Origin of the sequence: Pseudoalteromonas ostreae (genome assembly GCF_018069805.1) — a bacterium.
Classification (GTDB): Bacteria; Pseudomonadota; Gammaproteobacteria; order Enterobacterales; family Alteromonadaceae; genus Pseudoalteromonas; species Pseudoalteromonas ostreae.
In genome coordinates this window covers 190,992-215,763 of the sequence record NZ_JAGPYN010000002.1, presented here as the reverse complement: position 1 = coordinate 215,763, position 24,772 = coordinate 190,992, and the positions used below count along the sequence as shown (strand labels likewise).

Annotated in this window: 22 protein-coding genes; 12 read left to right on the top strand and 10 right to left on the bottom strand. The window is 40.8% G+C overall.

What is annotated here, in order from left to right; all coding sequences use genetic code 11:
* Nucleotides 1-49 precede the first annotated feature (49 nt).
* Nucleotides 50-1,198 (bottom strand): acetylornithine deacetylase, encoded by a 1,149-nt coding sequence (gene argE, locus J7338_RS02175; protein WP_210795215.1) that lies wholly within the window; start codon nt 1,196-1,198, stop codon nt 50-52.
* Between the two features lie 214 nt (nt 1,199-1,412).
* Between argE and argC the strand changes: the two genes are divergently transcribed.
* The 7 genes from argC (at nt 1,413) to J7338_RS02140 (ending at nt 8,286) form a co-directional block, all read left to right on the top strand.
* Entirely contained in the window at nt 1,413-2,417 is a 1,005-nt protein-coding gene (argC, locus tag J7338_RS02170; RefSeq protein WP_210795213.1) for an N-acetyl-gamma-glutamyl-phosphate reductase, read from the top strand.
* Nucleotides 2,418-2,422: 5 nt separating this feature from the next.
* On the top strand, nt 2,423-3,184 hold the full coding sequence (gene argB, locus J7338_RS02165) for an acetylglutamate kinase (protein WP_210795211.1): 762 nt from the start codon (nt 2,423-2,425) through the stop codon (nt 3,182-3,184).
* 7 nt (nt 3,185-3,191) lie between these two features.
* Complete coding sequence (locus tag J7338_RS02160) at nt 3,192-4,112, top strand: ornithine carbamoyltransferase (RefSeq protein ID WP_210795209.1); 921 nt, start codon at nt 3,192-3,194, stop codon at nt 4,110-4,112.
* A gap of 9 nt (nt 4,113-4,121) precedes the next feature.
* Nucleotides 4,122-5,324: an argininosuccinate synthase gene (locus J7338_RS02155; RefSeq protein WP_210795207.1), complete on the top strand. Its 1,203-nt coding sequence runs from the start codon at nt 4,122-4,124 to the stop codon at nt 5,322-5,324.
* Between the two features lie 58 nt (nt 5,325-5,382).
* On the top strand, nt 5,383-7,248 hold the full coding sequence (gene argH / locus J7338_RS02150) for an argininosuccinate lyase (RefSeq protein ID WP_210795205.1): 1,866 nt from the start codon (nt 5,383-5,385) through the stop codon (nt 7,246-7,248).
* Nucleotides 7,249-7,522: 274 nt separating this feature from the next.
* Nucleotides 7,523-7,735: a hypothetical protein gene (locus tag J7338_RS02145; protein ID WP_210795203.1), complete on the top strand. Its 213-nt coding sequence runs from the start codon at nt 7,523-7,525 to the stop codon at nt 7,733-7,735.
* Nucleotides 7,736-7,752: 17 nt separating this feature from the next.
* On the top strand, nt 7,753-8,286 hold the full coding sequence (locus tag J7338_RS02140) for a hypothetical protein (RefSeq protein WP_210795201.1): 534 nt from the start codon (nt 7,753-7,755) through the stop codon (nt 8,284-8,286).
* 522 nt (nt 8,287-8,808) lie between these two features.
* Here J7338_RS02140 and J7338_RS02135 read toward each other — a convergent pair.
* Together J7338_RS02135 and coaD are read right to left on the bottom strand one after the other, a co-directional pair.
* Nucleotides 8,809-10,203, bottom strand: coding sequence for a capsule assembly Wzi family protein (locus J7338_RS02135; protein WP_210795199.1), 1,395 nt, complete (start codon nt 10,201-10,203; stop codon nt 8,809-8,811).
* Nucleotides 10,200-10,682 carry a pantetheine-phosphate adenylyltransferase gene (gene coaD / locus J7338_RS02130; RefSeq protein WP_210795197.1) on the bottom strand — a complete coding sequence of 161 codons (483 nt, stop codon included), beginning with the start codon at nt 10,680-10,682 and terminating at the stop codon, nt 10,200-10,202. The genes J7338_RS02135 and coaD overlap by 4 nt, the downstream gene beginning before the upstream one ends.
* Before the next feature lie 249 nt (nt 10,683-10,931).
* Here coaD and J7338_RS02125 point away from each other — a divergent pair, with 249 nt between their 5' ends.
* Nucleotides 10,932-11,585 carry a TetR/AcrR family transcriptional regulator gene (locus J7338_RS02125; RefSeq protein ID WP_210795195.1) on the top strand — a complete coding sequence of 218 codons (654 nt, stop codon included), beginning with the start codon at nt 10,932-10,934 and terminating at the stop codon, nt 11,583-11,585.
* A gap of 101 nt (nt 11,586-11,686) precedes the next feature.
* Nucleotides 11,687-13,144 (top strand): tRNA uracil 4-sulfurtransferase ThiI, encoded by a 1,458-nt coding sequence (thiI, locus tag J7338_RS02120; RefSeq protein ID WP_210795193.1) that lies wholly within the window; start codon nt 11,687-11,689, stop codon nt 13,142-13,144.
* A gap of 29 nt (nt 13,145-13,173) precedes the next feature.
* On the opposite strand, the gene J7338_RS02115 is transcribed toward thiI, so the two are convergent.
* The gene (locus J7338_RS02115) at nt 13,174-14,076 is read right to left on the bottom strand and encodes a ketopantoate reductase family protein (RefSeq protein ID WP_210795191.1); all 903 of its coding nucleotides are present in this window, start codon (nt 14,074-14,076) and stop codon (nt 13,174-13,176) included.
* Entirely contained in the window at nt 14,069-14,422 is a 354-nt protein-coding gene (locus J7338_RS02110; RefSeq protein ID WP_210795189.1) for a VanZ family protein, read from the bottom strand. Before J7338_RS02110 ends, J7338_RS02115 begins: the two co-directional genes overlap by 8 nt.
* A 161-nt stretch (nt 14,423-14,583) precedes the next feature.
* On the opposite strand from J7338_RS02110, the gene J7338_RS02105 reads away from it, so the two are divergent.
* A complete protein-coding gene (locus J7338_RS02105; RefSeq protein WP_145235145.1) occupies nt 14,584-15,066 on the top strand; it encodes a YajQ family cyclic di-GMP-binding protein in 483 nt (160 codons plus the stop codon).
* A gap of 312 nt (nt 15,067-15,378) precedes the next feature.
* Here the strand turns inward: J7338_RS02105 and J7338_RS02100 are convergent, their stop codons facing one another.
* Together J7338_RS02100 and J7338_RS02095 are read right to left on the bottom strand one after the other, a co-directional pair.
* The gene (locus J7338_RS02100) at nt 15,379-17,493 is read right to left on the bottom strand and encodes a TonB-dependent siderophore receptor (protein ID WP_210795187.1); all 2,115 of its coding nucleotides are present in this window, start codon (nt 17,491-17,493) and stop codon (nt 15,379-15,381) included.
* Between the two features lie 156 nt (nt 17,494-17,649).
* Nucleotides 17,650-18,813, bottom strand: a complete 1,164-nt coding sequence (locus tag J7338_RS02095) for a DcaP family trimeric outer membrane transporter (protein ID WP_210795185.1) — start codon at nt 18,811-18,813, stop codon at nt 17,650-17,652.
* 302 nt (nt 18,814-19,115) lie between these two features.
* Here J7338_RS02095 and acs point away from each other — a divergent pair, with 302 nt between their 5' ends.
* On the top strand, nt 19,116-21,056 hold the full coding sequence (gene acs, locus J7338_RS02090) for an acetate--CoA ligase (RefSeq protein WP_210795183.1): 1,941 nt from the start codon (nt 19,116-19,118) through the stop codon (nt 21,054-21,056).
* A gap of 97 nt (nt 21,057-21,153) precedes the next feature.
* Nucleotides 21,154-21,807, top strand: a complete 654-nt coding sequence (locus J7338_RS02085) for a response regulator transcription factor (protein ID WP_145235295.1) — start codon at nt 21,154-21,156, stop codon at nt 21,805-21,807.
* A gap of 76 nt (nt 21,808-21,883) precedes the next feature.
* Here the strand turns inward: J7338_RS02085 and purU are convergent, their stop codons facing one another.
* The 3 genes from purU to J7338_RS02070 all read right to left on the bottom strand — a co-directional run bounded on the left by purU (nt 21,884) and on the right by J7338_RS02070 (nt 24,754).
* On the bottom strand, nt 21,884-22,714 hold the full coding sequence (gene purU, locus J7338_RS02080) for a formyltetrahydrofolate deformylase (RefSeq protein ID WP_182783733.1): 831 nt from the start codon (nt 22,712-22,714) through the stop codon (nt 21,884-21,886).
* A gap of 82 nt (nt 22,715-22,796) precedes the next feature.
* Nucleotides 22,797-23,837, bottom strand: a complete 1,041-nt coding sequence (locus tag J7338_RS21010; protein ID WP_210795181.1) for an AraC family transcriptional regulator — start codon at nt 23,835-23,837, stop codon at nt 22,797-22,799.
* The gene (locus J7338_RS02070) at nt 23,834-24,754 is read right to left on the bottom strand and encodes a GGDEF domain-containing protein (RefSeq protein ID WP_210795179.1); all 921 of its coding nucleotides are present in this window, start codon (nt 24,752-24,754) and stop codon (nt 23,834-23,836) included. Before J7338_RS02070 ends, J7338_RS21010 begins: the two co-directional genes overlap by 4 nt.
* Between the last annotated feature and the right edge of the window lie 18 nt (nt 24,755-24,772).

Here is a 24,772-nt window from a genome sequence, read left to right as displayed (position 1 = left end):
TGTATAGCGGCACTTCTTTAAATAAAGCAGTGCCGTTGCTTTTTACTGTTCAGCTAAAACAACTGGCTTTAATCATTTCACTAATCATATGTTGTGACGGTTTTATTTTTTCCATAGCTAAAAACTCATCCGGTTGATGGGCTTGGTTAATGGAGCCAGGCCCCATTACGATAGTCTCGCAGCCAAGCTGCTGAATAAACGGTGCTTCTGTGCAGTAATTTACTGCCACAGCTTGCTCGCCGGATATCTTTTCTGCAAGTTGCACTAATGCTGTGTCAGTACTGCCAGTAAAAGCAGGAATAGGCTCATGCATATCCAGCACACTCACTGCATCTGGGCATTGGTTATTAATTTCTGCTGCGATTTTTAACAACATCATTTGCAGTTCTTGCACGCTTAAACCTGGCAATGGGCGCATATCAATGTGCATTTCACAGCAGCCGCAAATACGATTTGCGTTATCGCCACCGTGAATATGGCCTAGGTTTAATGTTGGATAGGGAATAATAAAGTGCTCTACTGAATATTTATTCTTTAACTCTTCTTTTAAAAGTAACAATTTTGCAATTACTTTATGCATCACTTCAATGGCATTTAAACCACGTTCAGGATCAGAACTATGACCTGAGCGGCCAACTACTCGAATGGCTGTGCTCATATGTCCTTTATGTGTAAATACTGGCGTCATATCAGTAGGTTCACCAATAATACAGCGGGCAGGTTTTAAGTTTGGATGCTTGCAAATTTGCTGTGCACCGGCCATGGTCGTTTCTTCATCGGCGGTGGCTAAAATTAAAATGGGCTGGGTTTGCGTTGTTGCATCGAGTTTGCTAATTGCTTGCAGTACAAATGCAAAAAAACCTTTCATATCGATACTACCTAAACCATACAGTTTATTATCATTTTCACTTAATTTAAACGGATCATAATTCCAGCGACTATCATCAAATGGGACTGTGTCGGTGTGACCGGCAAGCATTAAACCACCATCTCCCTGGCCACGTTTTGCGAGTAAGTTAAAACGACCTTTAGGGCCTGACAACTCAGTAATTTCGCATTCAAAACCTAAGCTAGTACACCAATTGGCAAGTAGGTCGATCACGCCTTTATTACTCATAGCTAACGATTCATCCATGGCACTAATGGAAGGGGCGGCAATCAACTGCTGATACATGGACAAAAAAGACGGTAAAGGCATAAAAAAATCCAAATTAATTATTCAATCTAATTGCATAACAATATAAAAGTATTTATGATGAATATCAATTCACTTTTTAAGCATAAATATATTAAAGCGACGCAATGAATATAAAACGACGATAATCCAGTTTCATTCCCAACACAGTGTGTTTATACACTGTCTAACCCGATTTGAATGTAAATGTAGTAGCACAACCCAAAAAGAGTAACGAATGAAAGTAGTGATTATTGGCGCAAGTGGTTATAGCGGCGCAGAATTAGCAAGTTTAGTCGTAAAACATCCGCAGTTAACTCTAGCTGCGTGTTATGTGTCTGAGCAAAGCTTAGACAAAGGTAAGCTATTAAGCGACTTGTATCCTGAGCATGTTGGTTTACTTGATTCTCCTTTATTGCCGCTTGGCGAAAGTGCATATAACGATATCGAAAGCTCTGCAGATTTTGTGTGTTTATGTACTGATCATAAAGTGAGTGTTGATTTAGCGCCACGTTTTTTGAAGATGGGTAAGAAAGTATTTGATTTATCGGGTGGTTACCGTTTAAGCAGCAATAAAGATTATCAAACCTACTATGGTTTTGAACATCAACATACCGAATTATTAAATGAAGCTGCTTATGGCTTGGCTGAATGGAATAGTGAAGCGATTGCAAAAGCGCAGCTAGTCGCCGTAGCGGGCTGTTATCCAACCGCTGCATTAAATGCGTTAAAGCCACTGCAGCAAGCCGGCTTATTAGCCGAGCAAACCATTATTATTAATGCGGTATCGGGTGTAACCGGTGCGGGACGTAAAGCGAGTGTCGCCACGCATTTTTGTGAAGTATCGCTTGCACCTTATGGATTGTTTAATCATAGACACAGTCCTGAGATTGAGCAGCATTTAGATCACAAGGTGCTATTTACGCCGCATTTAGGCAATTTCCCACGGGGAATTTTAGAAACTATCTATGTGCAATTAAAAGCAGATGTTACCCCTGAGCAAGTCGCGCAAGCTTATCAAGTGCTTGCTGATGAGCCGTTGATTCGATTGCTGGGCAATAAAATACCTTCAATTAAAGGGGTGGCTAAGCAGCCATTTGTGGACATCGCTTGGCAACAACAAGGTAGTCAACTGATAGTCATGGCGGCGATTGATAATTTATTAAAAGGTGCTGCGGGTCAAGCACTGCAATGTATTAATTTAGCTATGGGGTTACCTCATAGCACTGGTTTAAAAGGGTAACAGTAATGCAAACATGGGTCATCAAACTCGGTGGTGCAGTACTCAATACGGAAAACGCGGCTAAAGCGTTATTTGAAGTGCTTGCCTCACAAACTCAAGCACAGTTTGTGATTGTGCATGGTGGTGGGGCGTTAGTTGATAGTTGGTTAAAAGAAGCGGGCTTTGCCAGTGCTAAACATCAGGGCTTACGTATTAGTCCTAAAGAGCAAATGCCTTACATTGTTGGCGCGCTTGCTGGGTGTGCTAATAAACAATTAATGAGTCAAGCAATTATCGCAGGTCATAAACCAGTCGGGCTGAGTTTATACGAAGCGGGCATTATTTCGTCGCAAAAGCTTAAAGCACTTGGTCAAGTAGGGCAGTGCGATAGTGGTGTGCAGAGCGTTATTCCTGAATTACTAAAATTGGGGCGCTTACCGCTGGTGAGTTCAATTGCTTTTGGTGATGATGGCCTTTGGTATAACGTTAATGCGGATGAAGCAGCTGCAGCAATTGCGAAAGAGCTCGATGCAGAAATTATTTTTATGACCGATGTAGTAGCGGTGCTTGATGCAAATAAACAGCCGTTACATCAACTTGACACAAATCAGATCAATACTTTAATTGCAGAAGGAGTAATTTGGGGTGGGATGGAGGTCAAAGTTAAGACCAGCCTTCTTGCTGCCCAACACTTACGACGTGGCGTTTATATCTCGAGTTGGCAAAAGCCAGAAAACTTAGTAGCTCTACTTGCGGGTGAGCACGTCGGAACAAAAATTACGCCATAGGTTTTATATGTTTAATCATTTTTTATCGGGTCTAGAGTTAGACCAACAAGGCGCACTTAAATTACTTAAGCTTGCGCAAAAAATTAAAGCTAACCCCGCTGATTTTAGGCAAGCACTGGCTGGCAAATCGGTGGTTACGTTATTTGAAAAACCAAGCTTACGTACGCGTTTATCATTTGATATTGGTATCAATAAGTTAGGTGGTCATGCTGTGTATCTTGATTCACAAAATGGTGCCATGGGCGCTCGTGAATCAGTAAAAGATTTTGCATTAAATATTGCCAGTTGGGCTGATGGTATTGTGGCACGGGTATATCAACATAAAACATTAACCACACTTGCTGAATTTTCAAGCGTACCTGTGGTCAACAGTTTGTGTGACTTATATCACCCATGCCAGGCATTGGCAGACTTTTTAACATTACAAGAAGTGTATGGTGATGTGAGCCAGCTAAAACTCGCTTATTTAGGTGAAGGTAACAACGTAACCCATTCACTGATGTTACTAGCGGCTACTTTAGGTACGGATTTTGTTGCCGTATGCCCTAAGGGCAGTTCACCAGACTCGCAAATTTTAAAGCAGGCTGAGCAAATTGCAGCTATGAACGGCGCGTCTGTGATGGTAAGCGACCGTATTGAAGCCGCTGTTGGCGCAAATGCTGTGTATACTGATACATGGGTATCGATGGGCGACGACACACCGCTTGAACAAGTAAAAGAAAAGTACATGCCGTATCAATTAAATGCCGCATTACTTGAACAAACAGGGGCTGACACTGTGTTGCATTGCCAGCCTGCACATCGGGAGTTTGAAATTACTTCAGAAGTAATGGACGGTCCTGCGTCAAAAATTATACAACAAGCAGAAAACCGTATGCATGCGCAAAACGCGTTGCTTGTTTCATTATTAAATCCAAATTTTGTTTAAGGAACACCTGTGAGCTCAATTAAAAAAGTTGTATTAGCCTATTCTGGTGGTTTAGATACGTCGGCCATCGTGCCATGGTTAAAAGAAAACTATGGCTGTGAAGTTATTGCATTCGTGGCTGATGTAGGTCAAGGCGCAGAAGAGCTTGAAGGTGTTGAAGCAAAAGCGATCGCATCTGGTGCGTCTGAATGTTATGTAGTTGACTTAAAAGACGAAATGGTAAGTGATTATATTTACCCAACGTTAAAAACCGGTTCAATTTACGAAGGTACTTATTTACTTGGTACGTCAATGGCACGTCCTATTATCGCTAAAGCGCAGGTTGAAATTGCTCGCAAAGTAGGTGCAGATGCACTTTCTCATGGTTGTACAGGTAAAGGTAACGACCAAGTACGTTTTGAATCTTGTTTTGCCGCGCTTGCTCCAGATCTTCAGGTGATTGCGCCATGGCGTGAGTGGGACTTATCAAGTCGTGAATCATTACTTGATTACTTAGCTGAGCGTGATATTCCATGTTCAGCATCAGCAACTAAAATCTACAGCCGTGATGCAAACGCATGGCACATTTCTCATGAAGGCGGTGAGCTTGAAGATCCGTGGTGCCAACCAAGTGAGCAAGTGTGGACCTGGACTAACTCACCAGAGCAAGCACCGAATGAGCCTGAATTTGTTACCTTAAATGTGGTCGAAGGTGAGGTGGTTGCGGTAAATGGCAAGCAGCTTAAACCGTATGATTGTCTAGTTAAACTTAATGATATTGCATCCCCACATGGTGTGGGTCGTGTTGATATCGTTGAAAACCGTTTAGTGGGCATGAAATCCCGTGGTTGTTATGAAACCCCTGGTGGCACAGTGATCATGGCGGCATTACAAGCAATTGATGAGTTGGTACTTGATAAAGCAAGCCGCAAATGGAAAGAAGTACTGGGCGGCGAATTTTCGCACTTAGTGTATGACGGTCGCTGGTTTACGCCGCTTAAAGATTCAATTTTAGCGGGGGCAGAAGCGTTATCAACGGTCGCTACCGGTGAAGTTGTAGTTAAACTTTACAAGGGTCAAGTAACTGCGGTTCAGAAAAAATCACCAAATAGCTTATACAGCGAAGATTTTGCAACATTTGGTGCAGATGATGTGTATGACCAATCGCATGCTGAAGGCTTTATTCGTTTATTCTCGCTTTCAAGCAGAATTTCAGCACTAGCGAAAAAGTAATTTTACTACAGCCCCGTTACTATAAGGCGGGGTAATTTCAAGGGTTTGGAGAGATTTCATGGCATTATGGGGCGGACGTTTTTCTACGGGTCCAGATGAGGCGTTTAAACAATTTAACGACTCACTTCCCTTTGATTATCAACTAGCAGAGCAAGACATTGTCGGCTCTGTTGCCTGGGCTGGGGCCCTAAAGCAAGTTGATGTACTAAGTAGTAGTGAGCATCAATCACTGGTAGCGGCATTAAATGAATTACTCGACGAAGTAAAAGCGGATCCACAAGCGGTGGCAACGTCAGGAGCTGAAGATATCCACTCTCATGTTGAAGCTGCTTTGATCGAAAAAGTAGGCGATTTAGCTAAAAAGCTTCACACCGGACGTAGCCGTAACGACCAAGTCGCCACTGATTTTCGTTTATGGTGTCGCGATACCGCAGATCACTTACTTGCGGCGCTTGGTCAGTTAAAAGGTGAGTTTATCGCGTTGGCTGAGCGTGAGTTGGGTACTATTTTACCAGGTTACACCCATTTACAGCGTGCTCAACCATTACTATTTAGTCATTGGTGTATGGCGTATGTTGAAATGATCGAACGTGATGAAAGTCGTTTAGCCGATGCAAAAGCGCGGATGAACTTTTGCCCATTAGGCAGTGGTGCTCTTGCCGGTACTGCGTACCCAATTGATCGGCAAACACTTGCCGTAGGGCTAGGTTTTACCGCTGCGACTAAAAATAGTTTAGATGCCGTATCAGATCGTGATTTTGTGGTTGAGCTATTAAGTTGTGCATCAATTTCTATGATTCATTTATCACGTATGGCAGAAGATCTGATCTTCTATAACTCAGGTGAAGCGGGTTTCATTGAGTTGGCTGATAACGTGACCTCTGGTTCGTCACTAATGCCACAAAAGAAAAACCCAGACGCATTAGAACTTATTCGTGGTAAAACGGGGCGTGTATTTGGTGCATTTAGCGCCATGATGATGACATTAAAAGCACTACCGCTTGCTTATAATAAAGATATGCAAGAAGACAAAGAAGGTTTGTTTGATGCAATGCCAACCTGGCTTGCCTGTATTCATATGGCGCAAGCCTGCATTAAAGGCGTAAAAGTTAACGGTGAGCGTACTTTAGCCGCAGCTAAAGGCGGGCATTCAAATGCCACCGAACTTGCCGATTACTTAGTAGCTAAAGGGATCCCTTTTAGGGAAGGTCATCATATTGTTGGTGTATTGGTACAAATGGCTATCGCACAAGGGAGTAACTTAGAAGATTTAAGTTTAGAACAATTCCAATCGGTGCATAGTATTTTTGCACCGGACGTATATGCTGTACTCGAGATAGACGCATGTATAAAAGCGCGTCAAGCACTAGGTGGTACATCATTAGAGCAAGTTACAGTTGCAGTTAAAGATGCCAAAAAAAAACAGCAAATAACGGTTCGTGATGCCAATCTTGATGATGTTGAGTCGATAGCTAAGCTGATCCAGCACTGGGCTACAGTAGGTGAAAATCTACCGCGTGCTAAAAGCGACATGGTGCACTCAATTAATGAGTTTGCAGTAACTGAAGTGGCTGGAAAAGTCTCGGGCTGCGCATCGCTTTACATTTACGATACAGGCCTTGCTGAGATTCGCTCGCTAGGGATAGATCCTGAAACAGGTATTACTGGGCAAGGTCGTCAGTTAGTTGAACATTTATTAGTTAAAGCCAAAAAATTGGCACTCAATCGCATCATTGTTTTGACGCGAGTACCTGATTTCTTTGAAAAGCAAGGTTTCACATTCTGTACGAAAGATAGCTTACCGGAAAAGGTAATGAAAGATTGTGAACTGTGTTTACGCAGAGACAATTGCGATGAAGTCGCAATGGAATTTATTTTGAAGCTAAGTAGTAATGCGGAGATCCCGTGTAAAAACGTGGCCTAGAAATCCCTGGATGTAAAAGACGTACGGTTACCCCTGTGCGTTTTTTTATGCCTTATCTTACCTGGTATGACCTGTTGTGTGGGATATGTTGTACCAAATTAAATATCAAAAAAGATCGCTTTCTAAAATGTTGGATCGGTAATTGCTTGCTATAAAAGTGTACGATGACTCAGTGTGTGTTCATCTTATAAGCGCCAAGAAGTTATCAGAGCGTTAAAAACAGTGGTTTATTTAATGAGCCATTTATTCAACATTTATTGAAAGGATTAATCTAATGCAAATTACTGCTAATAACCAATTGCAAATGCAAGCATATAATAATATGCAACAATCAAAGCCAGCACTTGAACAAAGCGCTAGCAATAAAACCTTACAATCTGATACAGTGTCTATATCTCAAGAAGCTTTGCTAGCATCAAAAGGCGAAGCTGAAATTCAACGTGGCGGTGGGATTATTGTATTAGACCCAGATAAACGCCCTAGATAGATTCTTATGAGTGACAGATGTATTTAACAGAGCATTTTGGTTTGTCGTTAGGGGCCCTAGTAGTTTGGGGCTTCATGATGGCTTTCTTTTTTAATTTATTTTTATGGTTTGCTGATTTAAAGCGAGATAAAGTACTGTTAATTACCTCTTTTGTTGCTTTTATTTCTTATTTTGTTAGTGATCACCTATTTACTTGGTTTGAAAATTCAGAAATATATCTACAGTGGGCTCTGTATGATATAGCAACATTAAGCCTAATATTAACGGGTGCATTTATAGTAAAGGCTAGCTTAAAAAGTCCTGCATTTGTATATGTAGTTATCGGCCTTTTGGCGAATACATTTCTTTTCCTTTGCATGTACTATGATCTGCATATCATTGAAAATACAAAACCATGGATTCTTTGGGATGTATACTCTTTTGGTGTAAATATCATTGATTTTACAATGATAGTAGCCTTGATTGTCGATCGTGACATTTTAGGTTTAATTAGGCTTAAAAATGCAATTAAAGCATTATTTAAAACACACCACGTAAAACACTCCATTTAGCTTATGTTTATAAATGACGTAGTTGGTCCGTACATCGGTGTATTTATCGAGTGGGGATTCTTAATGGTCTTTTTATTAAATAGGGTACTGTACATAAATAACTCCAATAAAAGCATAGTACTATTTTCATTTATAATGGCGCTTTCTTATATAACGAGTGAACACCTCCCTTTAGTATCTATTATTTATTTGAACTAGTTTATATACGATTTACTCATTCTTACTTGCATTGGGTTGTTGATCAGATATCAAAAGATTAGCCCCTCTCCAGTTAATTGCTATATTGTGTGGGCTTATCTTAAATGCTATTTTAATTGCCGCAATTTATTGCGATATCTATGTGCGATCAAATTCTGAGCCTTGGTGGCTCTGGTCTGTTTATTCTTTTGGCATTAATATATGCGATGTGGTGATGATAACAGCCTTAGCTATAAATAAAGATTTTTTAGGCTTAAGCAAATTATTAAGAAAGGCTAGGGTAATCAAAGGCCTAAATAAACATCAGGCCTGCGTTTCGAAAATTTAAAAGCGGTATTCCCAGCTGGTTTTTAATGCGCTGTTGGTATCAGACTCGTTAGCAAGTTCGTCTTTATACACTGAGCCGCTGATCTTCCATAAACCACTAAAAATAGCCTGCTGATAACCAAGCTCTAATTGTAAGCGTTCAAGCTTTTCAGTGACTTGGGTTAAATCGGTGATGTCAGTTTCAAACCAACGTAACTTCGCATAGCCACCATAACCGTTCATAGTATGATAATGCGCCCCTAATACTGCTGATTTACTTTGCTGTGGTGTTGCAGAGCCAATTAACCGATCTTTATGATTATAGGCTTGGGCATAATTAATAAATGCTTCATTAGCATCGTCACAACTAAGTTGGGCTGTACAATCTTGTTGTGTATTTGAATATTCGAAATAGGTTTTTAGTAGTTGCTCTTGGTCGCCAAAAAAGCTCTCAACGCCAATTGTATAAAAAGCATCACTTGGCGCTAAGCCACTGTCATTTTTTCCCATTATCTCGGTGTAAAATGCAATTGGTTGCTCTGCTATAGTGGTTGAGTATTTGGCATCTAAGCTGGTTAAGCGTTGCTTATTTGTTATTACTTCCAGCGTATTAGGATTTACTTCTGTATTGGTTAAATAATCAGAGCTTGCGGTACTAAATGCAACCTCAAGTCCTGGAAGTGGTGTGCTGGCAAAGCGCATAGCCCAGTAGTCGCCTTTTTCACCATGACTTAAATGTGGTTTTTGTTTTGCGTAAATACCAGTTAACTGCCAGTTACCAATGAATGATAACCAACTTGGGCCGACATATTGGGTGTTAGCACGGTTAATTCTTAGCCCTTTCATTGGTGCGGCATTATTCGACAGTAGTAACGCATTGTCGTTACTTGGCCCCCACCAATGGCTTACTTGTTCGGCGCTAACAGACCAATTGCCCATTAATACTGCTAAGTAGCTGCCATGATAGTTTATGTGTTCATCATCAAGTGCCTCATCAGCATAATTAACACTGACTTTGGCGCTAACACGGTCGCCTGTGATGGAGCCATAGCTATTTATACCACTTTTTTGTTGATCGCGTTTGCCAAAGCTTTGTTGCAAAGCCGGCTCACTATTGTAGTTAATCCTCACACCAGAGCTATTGCCTTGTTTAGCTTTCTCTAAGGCATGTTTTACGTGTTGATAAGCAAATCGACTTTGTGTTGATAAACTGCTGCTTTCAATAGTATTTAAATCTCTGGCAATGCCTTGCCACATCAAGGGATAACTATTGATCGGTTGTTTAATCACGCCTTGGTTAAAGAGCATCTCAATTGAGGCTCGTAATAAAGGGTCGTCACTTTCAATCCAAGGTGATGAAAACGCGGGTGTGGCAATCACAACTAGGGTGCTTAAATAGATATTTAACTTCATCCGTGTAACTTTTCCTGTAATGCTTTTACTACAATGGGGTGTACAAACTCACTGACATCGCCTTTATGACGCGCGACTTCTTTAACTAGGGTTGAAGAGATAAATGAGTTCTTTTCAGCTGGGGTTAAAAAAACACTTTCTAAATCAGGATTTAAACGACGATTCATATTGGCAAGCTGAAACTCATAATCAAAGTCAGACACCGCACGAATTCCTCGGAGCAACACATTCGCACTATGATCGCGTGCTAAATCAGCTAATAATCCAGAAAAACCGATCACGCTGACGTTATCTAAATGAGTGAGTAAACTATTAGCAATTGCTACCCGCTCATCTAGGCTAAAGCAGGGTTTTTTACTAGGATTGTGAGCGATTGCAACAATCACAGTGTCGAACATTTTTGCTGCCCGCTGGATCAGATCTGTGTGGCCATTAGTTAATGGATCAAAGGTGCCAGGGTAAATTGCGGTGACTTTCATAAGTATCGGCTTAGTATTGTTTTGAGGGTTATATTAACAGTCTTTGTTGTTTAGATCAGCCTGCAAATTGAGCTGGTTTGGGTATATAGGTAAATGAGTTAATTTCATTAATAAGCAATAACTACGAATTATGGGTTAGAAATTTTCAAGTTTGTATTTTATTGGATAAGATTTCTATATACTGCGCGGCTAATAATACTGAGTGAATTCTGAGCATTTACTTAAATAAAACAACCAGAGTAGCAGGATATGAGTACCAAGGATAAAATTATTAAAACTAGCATCATGCTATTTAATCAACATGGTGAGCGTGCAGTCACAACCAATCATATCGCTTCTCATATGGGGATCAGTCCTGGCAATCTTTATTATCACTTTAAAAATAAAGAAGACATTATTCGCCATATTTTTGCATTATATAGTAAGCATTTACACACTCAGTTTGTACCAATGGCAAAACATGATGAAGCACTGGTGCATTTAACAGGGTATCTAGATGCTTTATTTGATTTGATGTGGCGTTTTCATTTTTTCTATGACAACTTGGGTGATATTTTATCTCGCGACGAGGTATTGAAAAAAGACTATATTGAGTTTCAAGCCGCTTTGCTAAGTCAAGTACGCGAAATTGTAATTGGCCTGCGCGAAGGTGGGATGATCGCTATTGATGATGAAGATGCCATTGAACTTGCTCATATGTTAAAAATCACCGTCAGTTTTTGGACACCTTATATTAAAGCGAGGCGCTTAAGCGGTGAACTTATGCAGCAAGATATTTATAATGGTATTTTAAAAGTATTAGCGCTTTTTAAAGCCTTTGGTACAGAGCTAAGTATCCCGAAAATTAACCTGTTACGTGAGAAATATAGTGCGCTTGCTGCGCAGACTGAACCAGCCAGCTAAGTGTTGGGTTTTTGTTTATTTCCTAGACGTTAGATTTTTGCTATAATCGCGCGCCCAACACGTGGGTGCGTGAATCCTAAATATTGTCTAACGAGTAAACTATGCTTAAATTTATCGTCAAACTCCATCCTGAAATAGCCATTAAAAGCCGTTCTGTGCGCAAACGTTTTACTAAGTTGTTAGAAAACAACATTAAAATTGTGTTACGCAAGCTTGACGAAAAAGTACAAGTACAAAATAACTGGGACAATATATCTGTCCTAACTAAATCAGATGATGCGCAAATGCGTGTTGATTTTATTGATGGCTTACAGCGGATCCCCGGTATCGTGCAGTTTATCGAAGTGACCGAAACTAACTACGAAAACCTACACGATATTTACGAAAAGGCGCTAGATATGGTTGGCCCAACCGTAGTAGGCAAAACATTCTGCGTGCGTTGTAAACGCCAAGGCAAGCATGATTTTACCTCTACCGATGTAGAGCGTTATGTGGGGGGGGGGTTAAATCAGCACGTAGATGGTGCCAGCGTCAGATTGAAAAACCCTGAAGTAACTATTCGTCTCGAAATTAAAGATGATAAAGCGTATATCGTAACGCATACCCATCATGGTATGGCTGGTTTCCCACTACCAACCCAAGAAGATGTATTGTCGTTAATGTCCGGTGGATTTGACTCCGGTGTTGCCAGCTATCAAATGATCCGTAAAGGCGCTCGTACTCACTTTTTGTTCTTTAATCTAGGTGGTGCTGCGCACGAAATCGGCGTTAAACAAGCCAGTTATTATATTTGGAAGCAGTTTAGCTCAACCCATAAAGTTAAATTTATCAGTGTAGACTTTGAACCTGTTGTTGCTGAAATCTTAGAAAATGTTGAAAACAGCCAAATGGGTGTGATTTTAAAACGCATGATGATGCGTGCAGGCAGCCAGATAGCTGAAAAAATGGGTATTCAAGCGCTTGTTACCGGTGAGAGTCTAGGCCAAGTTTCAAGTCAAACATTAGCCAATTTAAGTGTGATTGACCGTGTTACCGAAACGCTTATATTACGCCCGCTGATCCAACATGATAAGCAAGAAATTATAAACATCGCTCGTAAAATCGGCACCGCAGAAATGGCTGAAACTATGCCGGAATACTGTGGTGTGATTTCTAAAAAGCCTACCGTTAAAGCTAAAATTGCCGTAGTAGAAGCTGAAGAGCAAAAGTTTGATTTTGATGTGCTCAATACTGTTATTGAAAACGCACGTATTATGGATATTCGTGACATTGACGTTGAAGCTAAACAAGAGTTAAAAGAGGCCGAGTCAGTTTCTGATTTACCTGCTGATGCTGTGGTTGTGGATATTCGCTCGCCGGAAGAAGAAGACGCCAACCCGCTTGAAATTGAGGGGATTGAGGTCGTGCACTTACCGTTTTTCCGTCTTGCAACTAAGTTTGGTGATTTGCCACAAGACAAAGACTACTACTTATATTGTGCTAAAGGTGTAATGAGTCAGCTACAGGCGCTTATTTTACATGACAATGGCTTTGCCAATGTTAAGGTTTATCGCCCGTAAGCTTGATGGCTACTAATAACAAGCGCGAGTTAAATCGCGCTTTTTTTATGTTTGATAGCATCGAGTAAAGATTGATTGTGAGGGGTATTAATACCGAGTTGATTACCTTTTTGGCAAATATAACCGCACATAGCATCAATTTCTGTGATGCGATTATGGGCGATATCTTGATGCATTGATGAGTAATTTTTTTTGGTATCACTCATCACTTGATAGGCGTTCGCCAATGCTTCAGCAAGTCGCACATTAATACCTAGTTTATTTGCTACGGTACAGGCTTCGTTTAAGATATTTAAAATTATGCCGCTAAACTGTGGTGCAGTCAGAGCGCCATTGTTCACATTGTGCAGCGCACTGAGTGGATTAATAGCAATATTAACGAGTAATTTTTCAAAGCGTAGTTGCTGTATATTATTTGTGGTTGTTAATTCAGGAATAGCGTTTAGTAGATTTTTAACTTCAGCGAGTTGTGTTTTTGCTTGCTGGTTACAATCACCTAAAATGCTGCTCCCGATACCAGTATGCAACACACTAAAAGGTGTATCTTTGTAGCCCGCTAAACGTGTTGTTAAAAAGTATAGTCCTTGTTGTTTTGTAAGTTCGCTATTTATTTCATCTACATTACCCATGCCATTGTGAGATAAAATCAATTGGCATTGAGCGCTTAAAAAAGGCTTTAGTTGCCTAAATGCGGTGGCAACTTGATATGCTTTAACAGTAAAAATAACAACATCGACTTGGCCGTGCTCGGATAATTGAGCCAGATTTGTCAGTTGGCAATTAATTGCTTGTTTTGGCGCGTTTGCTTGTTGATAAAAACGAGGTTCGTCAATAGCATGTTTGGTAAGTAAGGTAATCTTGTGCTGTTGACTCAAATAATGGCTATAGAGCAGCCCAATGGCACCATCGCCAACGACGATTATATTAGCCATTTTGATTCTTTTTAAAACGAGAATAAATACCGAACAACAAAAAGAAACTAGCAGCCCCAGAAAAGTCAGCAACAACATCAGCAACAGAGGCGCTACGATAAGGGATTGTACTTTGCATTAGCTCAATAGCAATGCCATAAAATGCTAATAACACGAGGTGAACGAATACTGGTAGCTTGAATGCTCTGACCATCACAGCTGCTAGAACAAAGAAAATAGTAAAATGCACTAACTTATCCATGTGAGGCAATGACGATACCCCAACGCCCCTAAAATCGCGGGCAAACAAAAAGGTAAATACCAGAATACTGATTAAAAATAGAGTTTGATAAACACGCCGAGTCACGAAAAATCCTAAATCGTTTAAAAATAGAGCCACAGTATATCAAACAAATTTCGTATCATAGCTGAACAAAGCATAGAAAAGTGTAAAGATTTATAAAATTTATATAGTATAATTATCGACAATATAAATTTGAATTAAAAATACCTTGCTAGGAGAGACTTATGCCTTCATTTGACATTGTTTCGGAAGTCGAAATGAACGAAGCAAAAAATGCTGTTGATAATGCCAACCGTGAGCTAGAAACTCGCTTTGATTTTAGAGGCGTTGATGCGTCAATAGAGCTTAATGATAAAACCATTAAACTAAAAGCAGAAGCTGATTCACAGGTTATGCAGTTGTTTGATATTTTAGCGAGCAAAATATCAAAACGCGGTATGGACGTATCAAGTTTAGAGCTGCAAGATATTTCACGTGCGGGAAAAAATGTTTACCGTAATGTTGCACTAAAGCAAGGTATCGAAAAGGATATGGCTAAAAAAGTAGTTAAAGCCATTAAAGATTCTAAAGTAAAAGTACAAGCCGCGATCCAAGGCGAAGAAGTACGTGTCACGGGTAAAAAACGTGATGACCTACAAGAAGCCATGCAAGTAGTACGCAGTGCCGACTTAGGGCAACCGTTCCAGTTTAAAAATTTTCGTGACTAAAAACAGCTTCTAACGTTTAACTCATTAGACGCTTAGGGTTGATTTAAAAAGCCAAGCTGCCGCAATGTAGTTTGGCTTTTCTGTTTGCCCAGCGAAGCTGGCAGGTGACCTAATAGTAGCGAGCAAGCCTAGGCCGATGAAAGCCAGTAATGGTGTGTAGGATAAAACCAAGCCGACTTTCTTAAGCTCATTATCGAGTGTAGCGATGCCAAACTAATAGTTTGAAGGCTTGGTTTATATTCAATGGAAAAAGTGAGTAGGATGAGGCATAAGCCTCCCCCTACTCAATGTGTTTGTATTTTTGTTGGCGAGTTATAACTGCCAGTTAATTGAAATCGCGTAATTACGTGGGGCACCGTAATAGCCTTGAGACCAGAATAGGCTTTGGATGTATTTTTCATTGGTGACGTTATTTATATTGAGAGAGATACCTACATTATCCGTAATATTGTAAGTAGCCATCAGGTTTAAGATACCGAATGCATCTTGTTTTGTAACCGGTATGACACCTAGTCCGGTAATTGGCTGAATACGTTTCGTGTCATCTTGCCAGCGGTAATTTAAGCCAAGCGTGAGCCCTTCAATTTCAGGCTCTTTATGAGTGATGGCAAGTTTATACTGGTTTTTAGGGGTATAATTCTTAACAAGCTCATCACCATCAATATTGATGGTGCTATAACTAAAACTAGTACTGAGGGTTTCAGTAATTTTACCGCTAAGCTCCACTTCAAAACCATCACTGTTTATACCGTCAGCGCTATAGAAACGGCTATCATCTGGAGATGAGCCTGGAATTGCAACCGCAAGGCCAACTTGCTTAGCATCAAAATAAGCAAGGGTAACAAACAGGTTATTATCTAATAATTGTGCTTTTACGCCTATTTCACTGCTTTTACCTGTGATTGGATCAAGGTAATCACCATTGATATCTCGCTCAGTTTGCGGCACAAATGTTTCTGTGTAGCTGGCATACGCTGCTAGATTATCGTTAATATCGTACACAGTACCAAAATAAGGAATGGTTTTATCCGCTTTTTTATCTTTGGCAACACCATACGACATACCTTTAGACTGCCAGTTAACTTGGCTAACGCCGGCTAATAAACTGAGTGAGTTGCTAGCGCGAATACGCGTAGAAATATAAGCAGAACGTTGCTTATTATTTACATCAACTGTTTTTAAGCCATCAGTAAAGGTGGGAGTGGGAGCAGTGCCATTCCAATCAACAATAGATGGCATAACTGGGTAGCCATTAATATTGTCAGATAAAGATTTGTCTTTATTGCTCATGTCAGCTTGATTTATACCGAATGAAAGATCATGTTCTTGGCCAAATAGGTCAAACTTACCGGCTGCATAGAGGTCAAAAATGTCATGTGTATCTTTGTGGTCATACTCACTAGCCAGCCCGATTAAACCCAGTTCAGTTTCTTTATTTGGCGTTTTATATACGTAAAATAACTCAGAATCTTGCTCATTCACTAAATGCGCATAATTTGCTTTGATAAACCAGCTATTAGTGATGCTTTGCTCAACAGAGAGAAAAACTTGTTCAGTGGTGTTATTCCAGTATGACCAATCAGATGCAGTGCTGGTAGAAGAATCATAATTTGTTGCACTACCATCTGTATAAAAGAGCGGTAATGCACCCCAAAGAGGGCTATCTGCATCTTTTTGCTGATTTACATAGTTTACCGATAAAATAGTACTGTCGGTCAGCTGGCCTTCATAGGCAAGGTAATAAATCGTTTTATCTTGCTTGTAGCGATCTAGGTATGAATCTGTTTTTTGTTTAGTAAACGCAACACGAACGGCGTGGTTTTCAGTTAACGCCGTTGAGGCATCTAAATCCAAGCGTTTGTTATTCCATGAGCCGTGAGATGCAGAAGCACTGACTTTAGTTTGGTAAGTGGGCTTTTTAAGCACCATGTTAACGGTTGCAGAGGGGTTGCCTGCGCCTGTCATCAAACCATTTGCACCGCGAACAACTTCGACGCTTTCAAAAATAGAGGTATCAAGTGTACCTTGAATTGAGCCGTTATCTTGCGGGGTGCCCATACCGTTTACTTGGAAGTTAGTAATCTCAAAACCACGGGCTTTAAAATAGGTGCGATCTGTTTCTATTTGTTCAACGGTGACACCGGGGGTTGCTTCTAAAACTGCATTTATATCATCGAGAGAAAAATCGTCCATTAAGGCGCGTGATATAACTGAGATCGACTGCGGCGTTTCTTTGATGGTTAAGCCCAATTTTGTTGCTGACTGAGCATCTTCGGTAATGTAATTTTTATAGTGTTGTCCATACACCGCTATCTTTTCAAAGGATTCATTGTTGTTATTCTCTTCGGTTGCGTGAGCTAAACCAGTTAGTGCAATAGATGTGAAAACGGCTAATTTAGATAAGCGTAAAAACTGCGGGGCAGACATGTGATATTCCATAAAATTAAAAATAAGCACACAAACTAATCTAAATGGTAACTATTTGCAATTGGTTGTTGCACTTGAATTGATAAAGAGTTTGATTCGGGGCAATAAAAAAGCGGCCTTGGCCGCTTGAGGGAGTAATGTAATTTTATTGTTAGCTTAGAACGCGTACTTAACAGAGAGCTGCAGGCGGTCCAAATCACCATCAACACCACTTTCAGTTTCGCGTTCTGCATGCTTTAACTCAGCACCAAACGTTAAACGTTTAACTGGTGAGTATAAAATGTTAGCGCTATAGCTTTGGCTAGATTCAGTTGGGTCACCTGTAATCGTAAGCAAATCAGTGTTATTATCTGCTGAGAAAAATGAGTAAAGGAATGTTGAGCGCCATTGGTTATTCCAATTGTGCTGGTAAGCAATAAACCCTGATGTAGAGTCAATTGCATCAAGCTCATCACCATTAAGCACTGCACCATGAGCAACATTTAAGCCAACGTAACGACCTAAGCCTTTACCCTGGGTAAGCATAAATTTAACGTTGTCTTGGCCAACTTTAAACATACCAGATGCACTAATGCCAATTGATGTTTCATCAGCGTCAAGGCCGCCCACTTTATAAGTAAGTTGGCGAGCAAGCGCTGCAACCACTAAGTTACCCCAATCAGCTGCATGCGTGTAACGTGCCGTAAAATCCGGTAATGATGCATCATCGGTTACAGCCATACCATTTGAAGTTGTAATTGTACTTTCAGGGTTTTCTAGTGAGAAAGACCATGCGCCGGTTGTGTATTTAACTTGTGCTTGACGAACAAATACCGTGCCTTCAGCTGGACCTACAAAATCAAGAGTTTCAGGTAGTGCACCAACATTTTGGAAGTTTGACCATGTTTGACCAAATAACCAGCTGTCGTAAGAAATAAATGCGTGGCGAATACGTGGCGCGTATGAGTTAGACACGCGTTCATTACCGCCAGTAGCAGACGCTAGAAAATCTATTTCGATTTTACTACTTATGGTTTTACCATTGTCGAGGAGTGTTGATGTGCCAAAATTAAAACGAGACTGACGTGCGTGCATATCAAATACAGCATCAGAGTTGTTGTCGACACCGACTGTTAATGTACTTGGTACATAAAAGTCACGCCCTACATTTGTTCCTGCAGGCGCACCAGCTGAATAATCACTCCACATCGCATCGAGTTTTATATAACCGCCATAAGTCACATCAGTGCCACCGATGGTTGCGGCTTGTGCTGTAGCTGAAAGCGCGCACAATACGGCAGTGGCAGTAAGTGTTTTTAATACTGTTGATTTTGTTGTCATAGTCAAAGTCCTATTCGGGGCTGCTTGTTGCATTATACTTGTGTTGTGATACCACTTTTGATTAAGTAGGCTTTTCACTCAATTACCTATTGGTCTATTAGACTAAGGTAGTAAGTTTGCTGTCTTAGTCTAAACATATCATTAGTATTGTGTTTAATAGTGTAAAATGATGAAATTTAAAACAATTAGAGCATACAGTGAAATAAATCAAAGATAATACAACTAAGGTCTAATACTTTCGCCCGCTATGCTGGGTGATCCTTAAGATAGGCCTTAGGCAAGTAATTAAAATGGAGACGACTATGTCACAAAGTATCTATCCAGTTCCTGCACATATCAAGAATGCAGCCTTAGTTGATAACGATAAATATAACACACTTTACAAGCAATCTATTGATAACCCTGAAGGTTTTTGGGCGGAGCACGGTAAGCGTCTCGATTGGTCAACACCTTTTACTAAAGTAAAAAATACCTCTTTTGATAAAGGCCATATCAGTATTAAATGGTATGAAGATGGCGAACTTAATGCTTCGTATAACTGTATCGACCGCCACTTGGTAACTAAAGCAGATAAAACGGCATTGATCTGGGAAGGTGACGATCCTTCCCAAAGTGAACACATTTCTTATCAACAACTGCATGACGAAGTGGCAAAATTTGCCAACGGTTTAAAAAAGCTCGGTGTGAAAAAAGGCGATCGCATTGCTATTTACATGCCTATGTCACCGCAAGCTGTTTATGCAATGCAAGCATGTGCGCGTTTAGGTGCAATTCACTCAGTGGTCTTTGGTGGTTTCTCACCATCAGCAATTGCTGATCGTATTAAGGATTCTGGCGCTAAAATTGTTATTACCTCAGATGAAGGGCGTCGTGCAGGCAATACAGTGCCACTTAAAGCAAATGTTGATGAAGCTGTAGCACAACAGTCGGTTACTACCATTGAACACGTTGTTGTACATCAGCTAACTGGTGGCGACGTACAATGGCATGAACATGATGTATGGTGGCATGATTTAGTTGCTGATCAAGCCCCAGACTGTGCACCAGAACCGATGAATGCAGAAGATCCACTCTTCATTCTTTACACTTCAGGTTCAACAGGTCAGCCTAAAGGGGTGGTTCATACGACTGGTGGTTATTTAGTGTATGCATCGATGACTCACGAATATGTGTTTGACCTAAAAGAAGATGATATTTTTTGGTGTAGCGCCGATGTGGGCTGGATCACAGGTCACAGTTACATCGCTTATGGCCCATTAGTTAATGGTTGTACACAAGTCTTATTTGAAGGTGTACCCACTTACCCAAGCGCAGGACGTATGGGTGAAGTAGTTGATAAGCATAACGTTACAATTTTATACACAGCGCCAACGGCTATTCGTGCTCTAATGGCTAAAGGCGATGAACCAACCGCGACTTCAAACCGCGATAGCCTACGTATTTTGGGCTCGGTGGGTGAGCCTATCAATCCAGAAGCATGGACGTGGTATTACGAAAGCATCGGTAAGGGTAACTGCCCAATTGTCGATACCTGGTGGCAAACAGAAACGGGTGGCATCATGATCACACCTTTACCAGGTGCAATTGATATGAAACCAGGTTCTGCAACCCGTCCATTCTTTGGTATTGCGCCAGCATTATTTGATGCTGAAGGTAGCACTCTGGAAGGCGCAGTTGATGGTAATTTAGTTATTCTTGATAGCTGGCCATCACAAGCTCGTACAGTTTATGGCGATCATGAACGTTTTGAACAAACTTACTTCTCAGCTTATCCTGGTGTGTACTTTACTGGAGACGGTTGCCGCCGTGATGAAGATGGTTACTACTGGATCACCGGCCGTGTTGATGACGTATTAAACGTATCAGGGCATCGCTTAGGTACTGCTGAGATTGAAAGTGCACTGGTTGCTCACCCTGCGGTTGCCGAAGCTGCTGTAGTAGGTTACCCGCACGATATTAAAGGCCAAGGTATTTATGTTTACCTTACGCCAAACGAAGGTGTAACGGTCAGTGACGAATTAACCAAAGAGGTTCGTAATTGGGTTCGTAAAGAGCTTAGCCCAATAGCTTCACCAGATATGATCCAATGGTCACCAGGTTTACCTAAAACCCGCTCAGGTAAGATCATGCGTCGTATTTTACGTAAGATCGCTGCAAATGAGCACGAGCAATTAGGTGATACCTCAACACTTGCAGATCCAAGTGTGGTTGATGAACTAATCGAAAACCGATTAAATCGTTAAATATGCGTTAAAAACTTGATTAGAAGTTGATTCTAAACGTAGTATATCGGCTGTCAGCTATTCAATAGATGGCAGCCGAATTCATTAGGAGTGAACCATGAGTCAGTTTTTAATAGCGGATGACCACCCGTTATTTCGCGAAGCATTAAAAGGGGCATTAACGGCAAAGTTTGATGGTTTAGAAGTTTTTGAATCTGAAAATTTTGAAACCACATTGCAAGTGCTGAGCGAGCAAGAAGATTTAGATATTTTACTACTAGATCTTCACATGCCTGGCAGTGGTGATTTATATGGCCTAATTCGCATTCGTGAAGATTATCCAAGTTTGCCAATAGCTGTTGTCTCTGGCAGTGAAGATATCAATATTGTTTCAAAAGTAATGAGCTACGGGGCGATGGGATTCATTCCTAAGTCATCATCATCAGATGATATTGCCGGAGCAATTAATCAAATACTCGATGGCGATGTATGGCTACCACCCGAGCTTAAAGACAAAGTAGCGAGCGTTACCAATGAAGATAAAGAAATCGCCGCTCAAGTAGCCTCCCTTACCCCACAGCAATATAAAGTGCTGCAGTATTTGCACGAAGGTTTGTTGAATAAACAGATCGCTTATGAACTACATATTTCAGAAGCAACGATCAAAGCGCACATCACCGCGATATTCCGTAAGCTTGGCGTGTATAACCGCACGCAAGCGGTGTTGATAGCTGCAAAATTACAACTCGAACCTATCGAGCAAACACACTAAGTACAGTATAAAAGTAGTCAATAATAATAAAAATAAAGAGGCGTTGCGCCTCTTCATTCGAATCTATTTCTAGAGCCTAGCTAAATACAACGGTTCGATTACCATTAATAAATAGCTTATGTTCTGATGCTAATTGCAGTGCTTTACAAAACACTGTTTTCTCTACATCTTTGCCCATTTTGGCCATCATTTCAGCAGTGTTTGCATGGTTTACATGGGTGACGTCTTGCATAATAATCGGCCCTTCATCGAGCTCATTATTAACAAAATGCGCAGTTGCACCAATGATCTTAACTCCTCGTTCAAATGCCTGATGATATGGTTTTGCACCGATAAAAGCTGGTAAAAATGAATGATGAATATTGATAATTTTACCGTCAAAACGGCCTACAAATTCAGGGCTTAAAATCCGCATATATTTGGCAAGGCCAATGATATCGGGATTGTAGCTGGCAATTAAGTCACCTACTTGCAGGTCGTGTTCAGCGCGTGATAGCCCTTCATGGCTGACCACATGAAACGGCACATCAAAGCCTTTTGCCAATGGCGCTAAGTCAGGGTAATTAGCAATCACAGCCAATACTTCAATATTCAGTGCTTGCTCAAATTGCTTTAGCAATACGCCCCCTAAGCAGTGGGCTTCTTTAGTCGCTAATAACACCACTTTAGTTTTCTCGTCAGTGTGCAGTGCTAATTGCGCACCATCGGGTAACAAAGCCTGTAATTGATTTAAAAAATCAGGATGTGGTTGGCCCGTTAGTTCAGTGCGCATAAAAAAGCGCTGAGCATCTTTATCTACAAATTCATTATTGCGGGTAATATTTAAATTATGCTGATGACAAAGCCCGGTGATTTTCGCTATTAAGCCGACATCATCGGCACATTGCGTGGTTAGTATCGTGTTCATTTTTCCTCATTCTAATCCCGTGAACAGTGGCTCCATTATTTGTTAATTTGTCACAATAGCAAGGGCTTTATTGAATGATTGACTATAAATCACCTTGCTCGGAGTAATTAAGTTGACAACGCAAGTTACTGGGAGTCGTCCCCGTCCAGCGTTTGAAGGCGCGGCGAAAGTTAGTTAAGTCACTAAAGTTAAGTTCGCCTGCTAGGGTTTCGTTACTTTGCGCTAAAGTGGCGATATTAAACACCGCGGTTTGGCGATTGATACAATCTTGCAAGGCACTAAAACGAGTATGATGTTGTTTTAGTTTTCGCTTAAAAGTGGCGGGGCTCATAGCGAAATACTGGGCAACTGTTTCGAGGTTTTGTTGTGGTTGAGCACTAATATGATTGCGCACTAATTGCAACCAAGGCGCAGCGGGTAAAGGGTGCTGCTTTATGGTTGCTAATGATTGCTGCAGCAGGCTCGGACAGCTATCTATTAAGTGTTTGTTATAAAGTTCATCACTAATACTGACCATAAATAATTGTTGTGAAAACTTGCAGTTGGCTTGTAGGTTAGTTTGATATTGCTCTATGTGTGAGGGCTGCGCATAGGGAAACGAAAAACATAAATCACTGTTATTACCTATTCGCCATTTACATGTTGCAGCGATAAAACTGGCAAATAATTCGCAGCAAAATTGTTCAACGGCTGCATTTATAGCCCCAAAGCTGAGGTTGATAATGAAGTAATGTCGGCCTTGGTGGTATTTATGTTCGGCATTAAATAAGTTAAAGCCATGCAAAGGAGTGCGTGTGAGTAGTTTTTGCAGTGTGCGTAAACTTTCTGCTTGAGAAAATGCGCTATATAACGGATTGTGATTAAGTAGTTTTCGCCCTAGTAAAAAACTGAGTTGGTGTTGATTATCAAATTGACGACAGTTTTCTTGTAATCGATAAAATTGCTCAACACTGATCGAAGCCGTTCCAGCTGCAAAATCTTGATAAAATAATCGAGTTCCTTTGAGTAACTTATCAGGGTGTACCCCTCGGTGTTTGGCTAAATCAACTAATTGCGCCGCCCATGACTGTAAACCTTGATAAGGAGAGTCGATATAACTGCTGTTGCTAAGGCTTGCATTCACGCAGTATGTCCATGTAAGTTTTTGTTCGTTAGTAATTTTTGATGCAATTGACTGAGTAAACCTGAGGTAGAATCACGGTGTGTTGCGGCTACTAAACTAGTGTGTACTTTTTGTTTGTAGCTCACTGCTTTATCGCTGCTATTAAACGAAAACGCTTCTAAAGCACTGACTAACGATACGCTTAGCTGCTCTGCGACAGCGAGTTCGGTATTGGGCAACATGACAATAAAGCAATCACTGGCGTAACGGCAGACTAAATCTTGTTCACGCACATTCAAGGTGATCACTTGAGCAAACTCTTGTAACAGCTTATCGCCTTCAGCATCACCAAATTGACGATTAAACCGATCAAACTGAGCAATATCTAACATCAGTAATGAAAACCCATGCAGGCTATGGTGGAGCAAATTTAGCTCGCGGTTGATCTGGCTTTTCATATAATCGGCGCTAGCTAGACCGCTGATAGCATCACTGAGTTGATGCTCTCGATAAAAGCGCTCGCGATTACGTAATTGTTGATTAATGGTCATTTGCTCTTGGTGCCAATGATACAAAGCCATGGTCATTAAAATCATCCCAAATGGTGCGGGAATAGATTCAATGGTACTCAGCCATGCTTGTTCATCGCTGTAATATACAAATTCATCAATAAAATCGAGCGTCATCGATAGATTCATAATCGCAAGGCCTGAGAATAATAAGTTAGTTACTCGTCCCTTTGGCCTACTTAATAGAATAAAAAAGATCCACAGCAGGGTCATGGCAGTAATACCGCCTTCGCCACCTACATCAAACCAATCGATCTGGCTATGGCCTTTGTAGTGGCCGTAGCTAAGTGTCAGGATTAATACGCTGGTTAACATCACCACTAAGATAAGCAGTAATGAGCGATGTAATTTTAAAAACGATAAATTCATTGTCAGCTCAATAGGTAT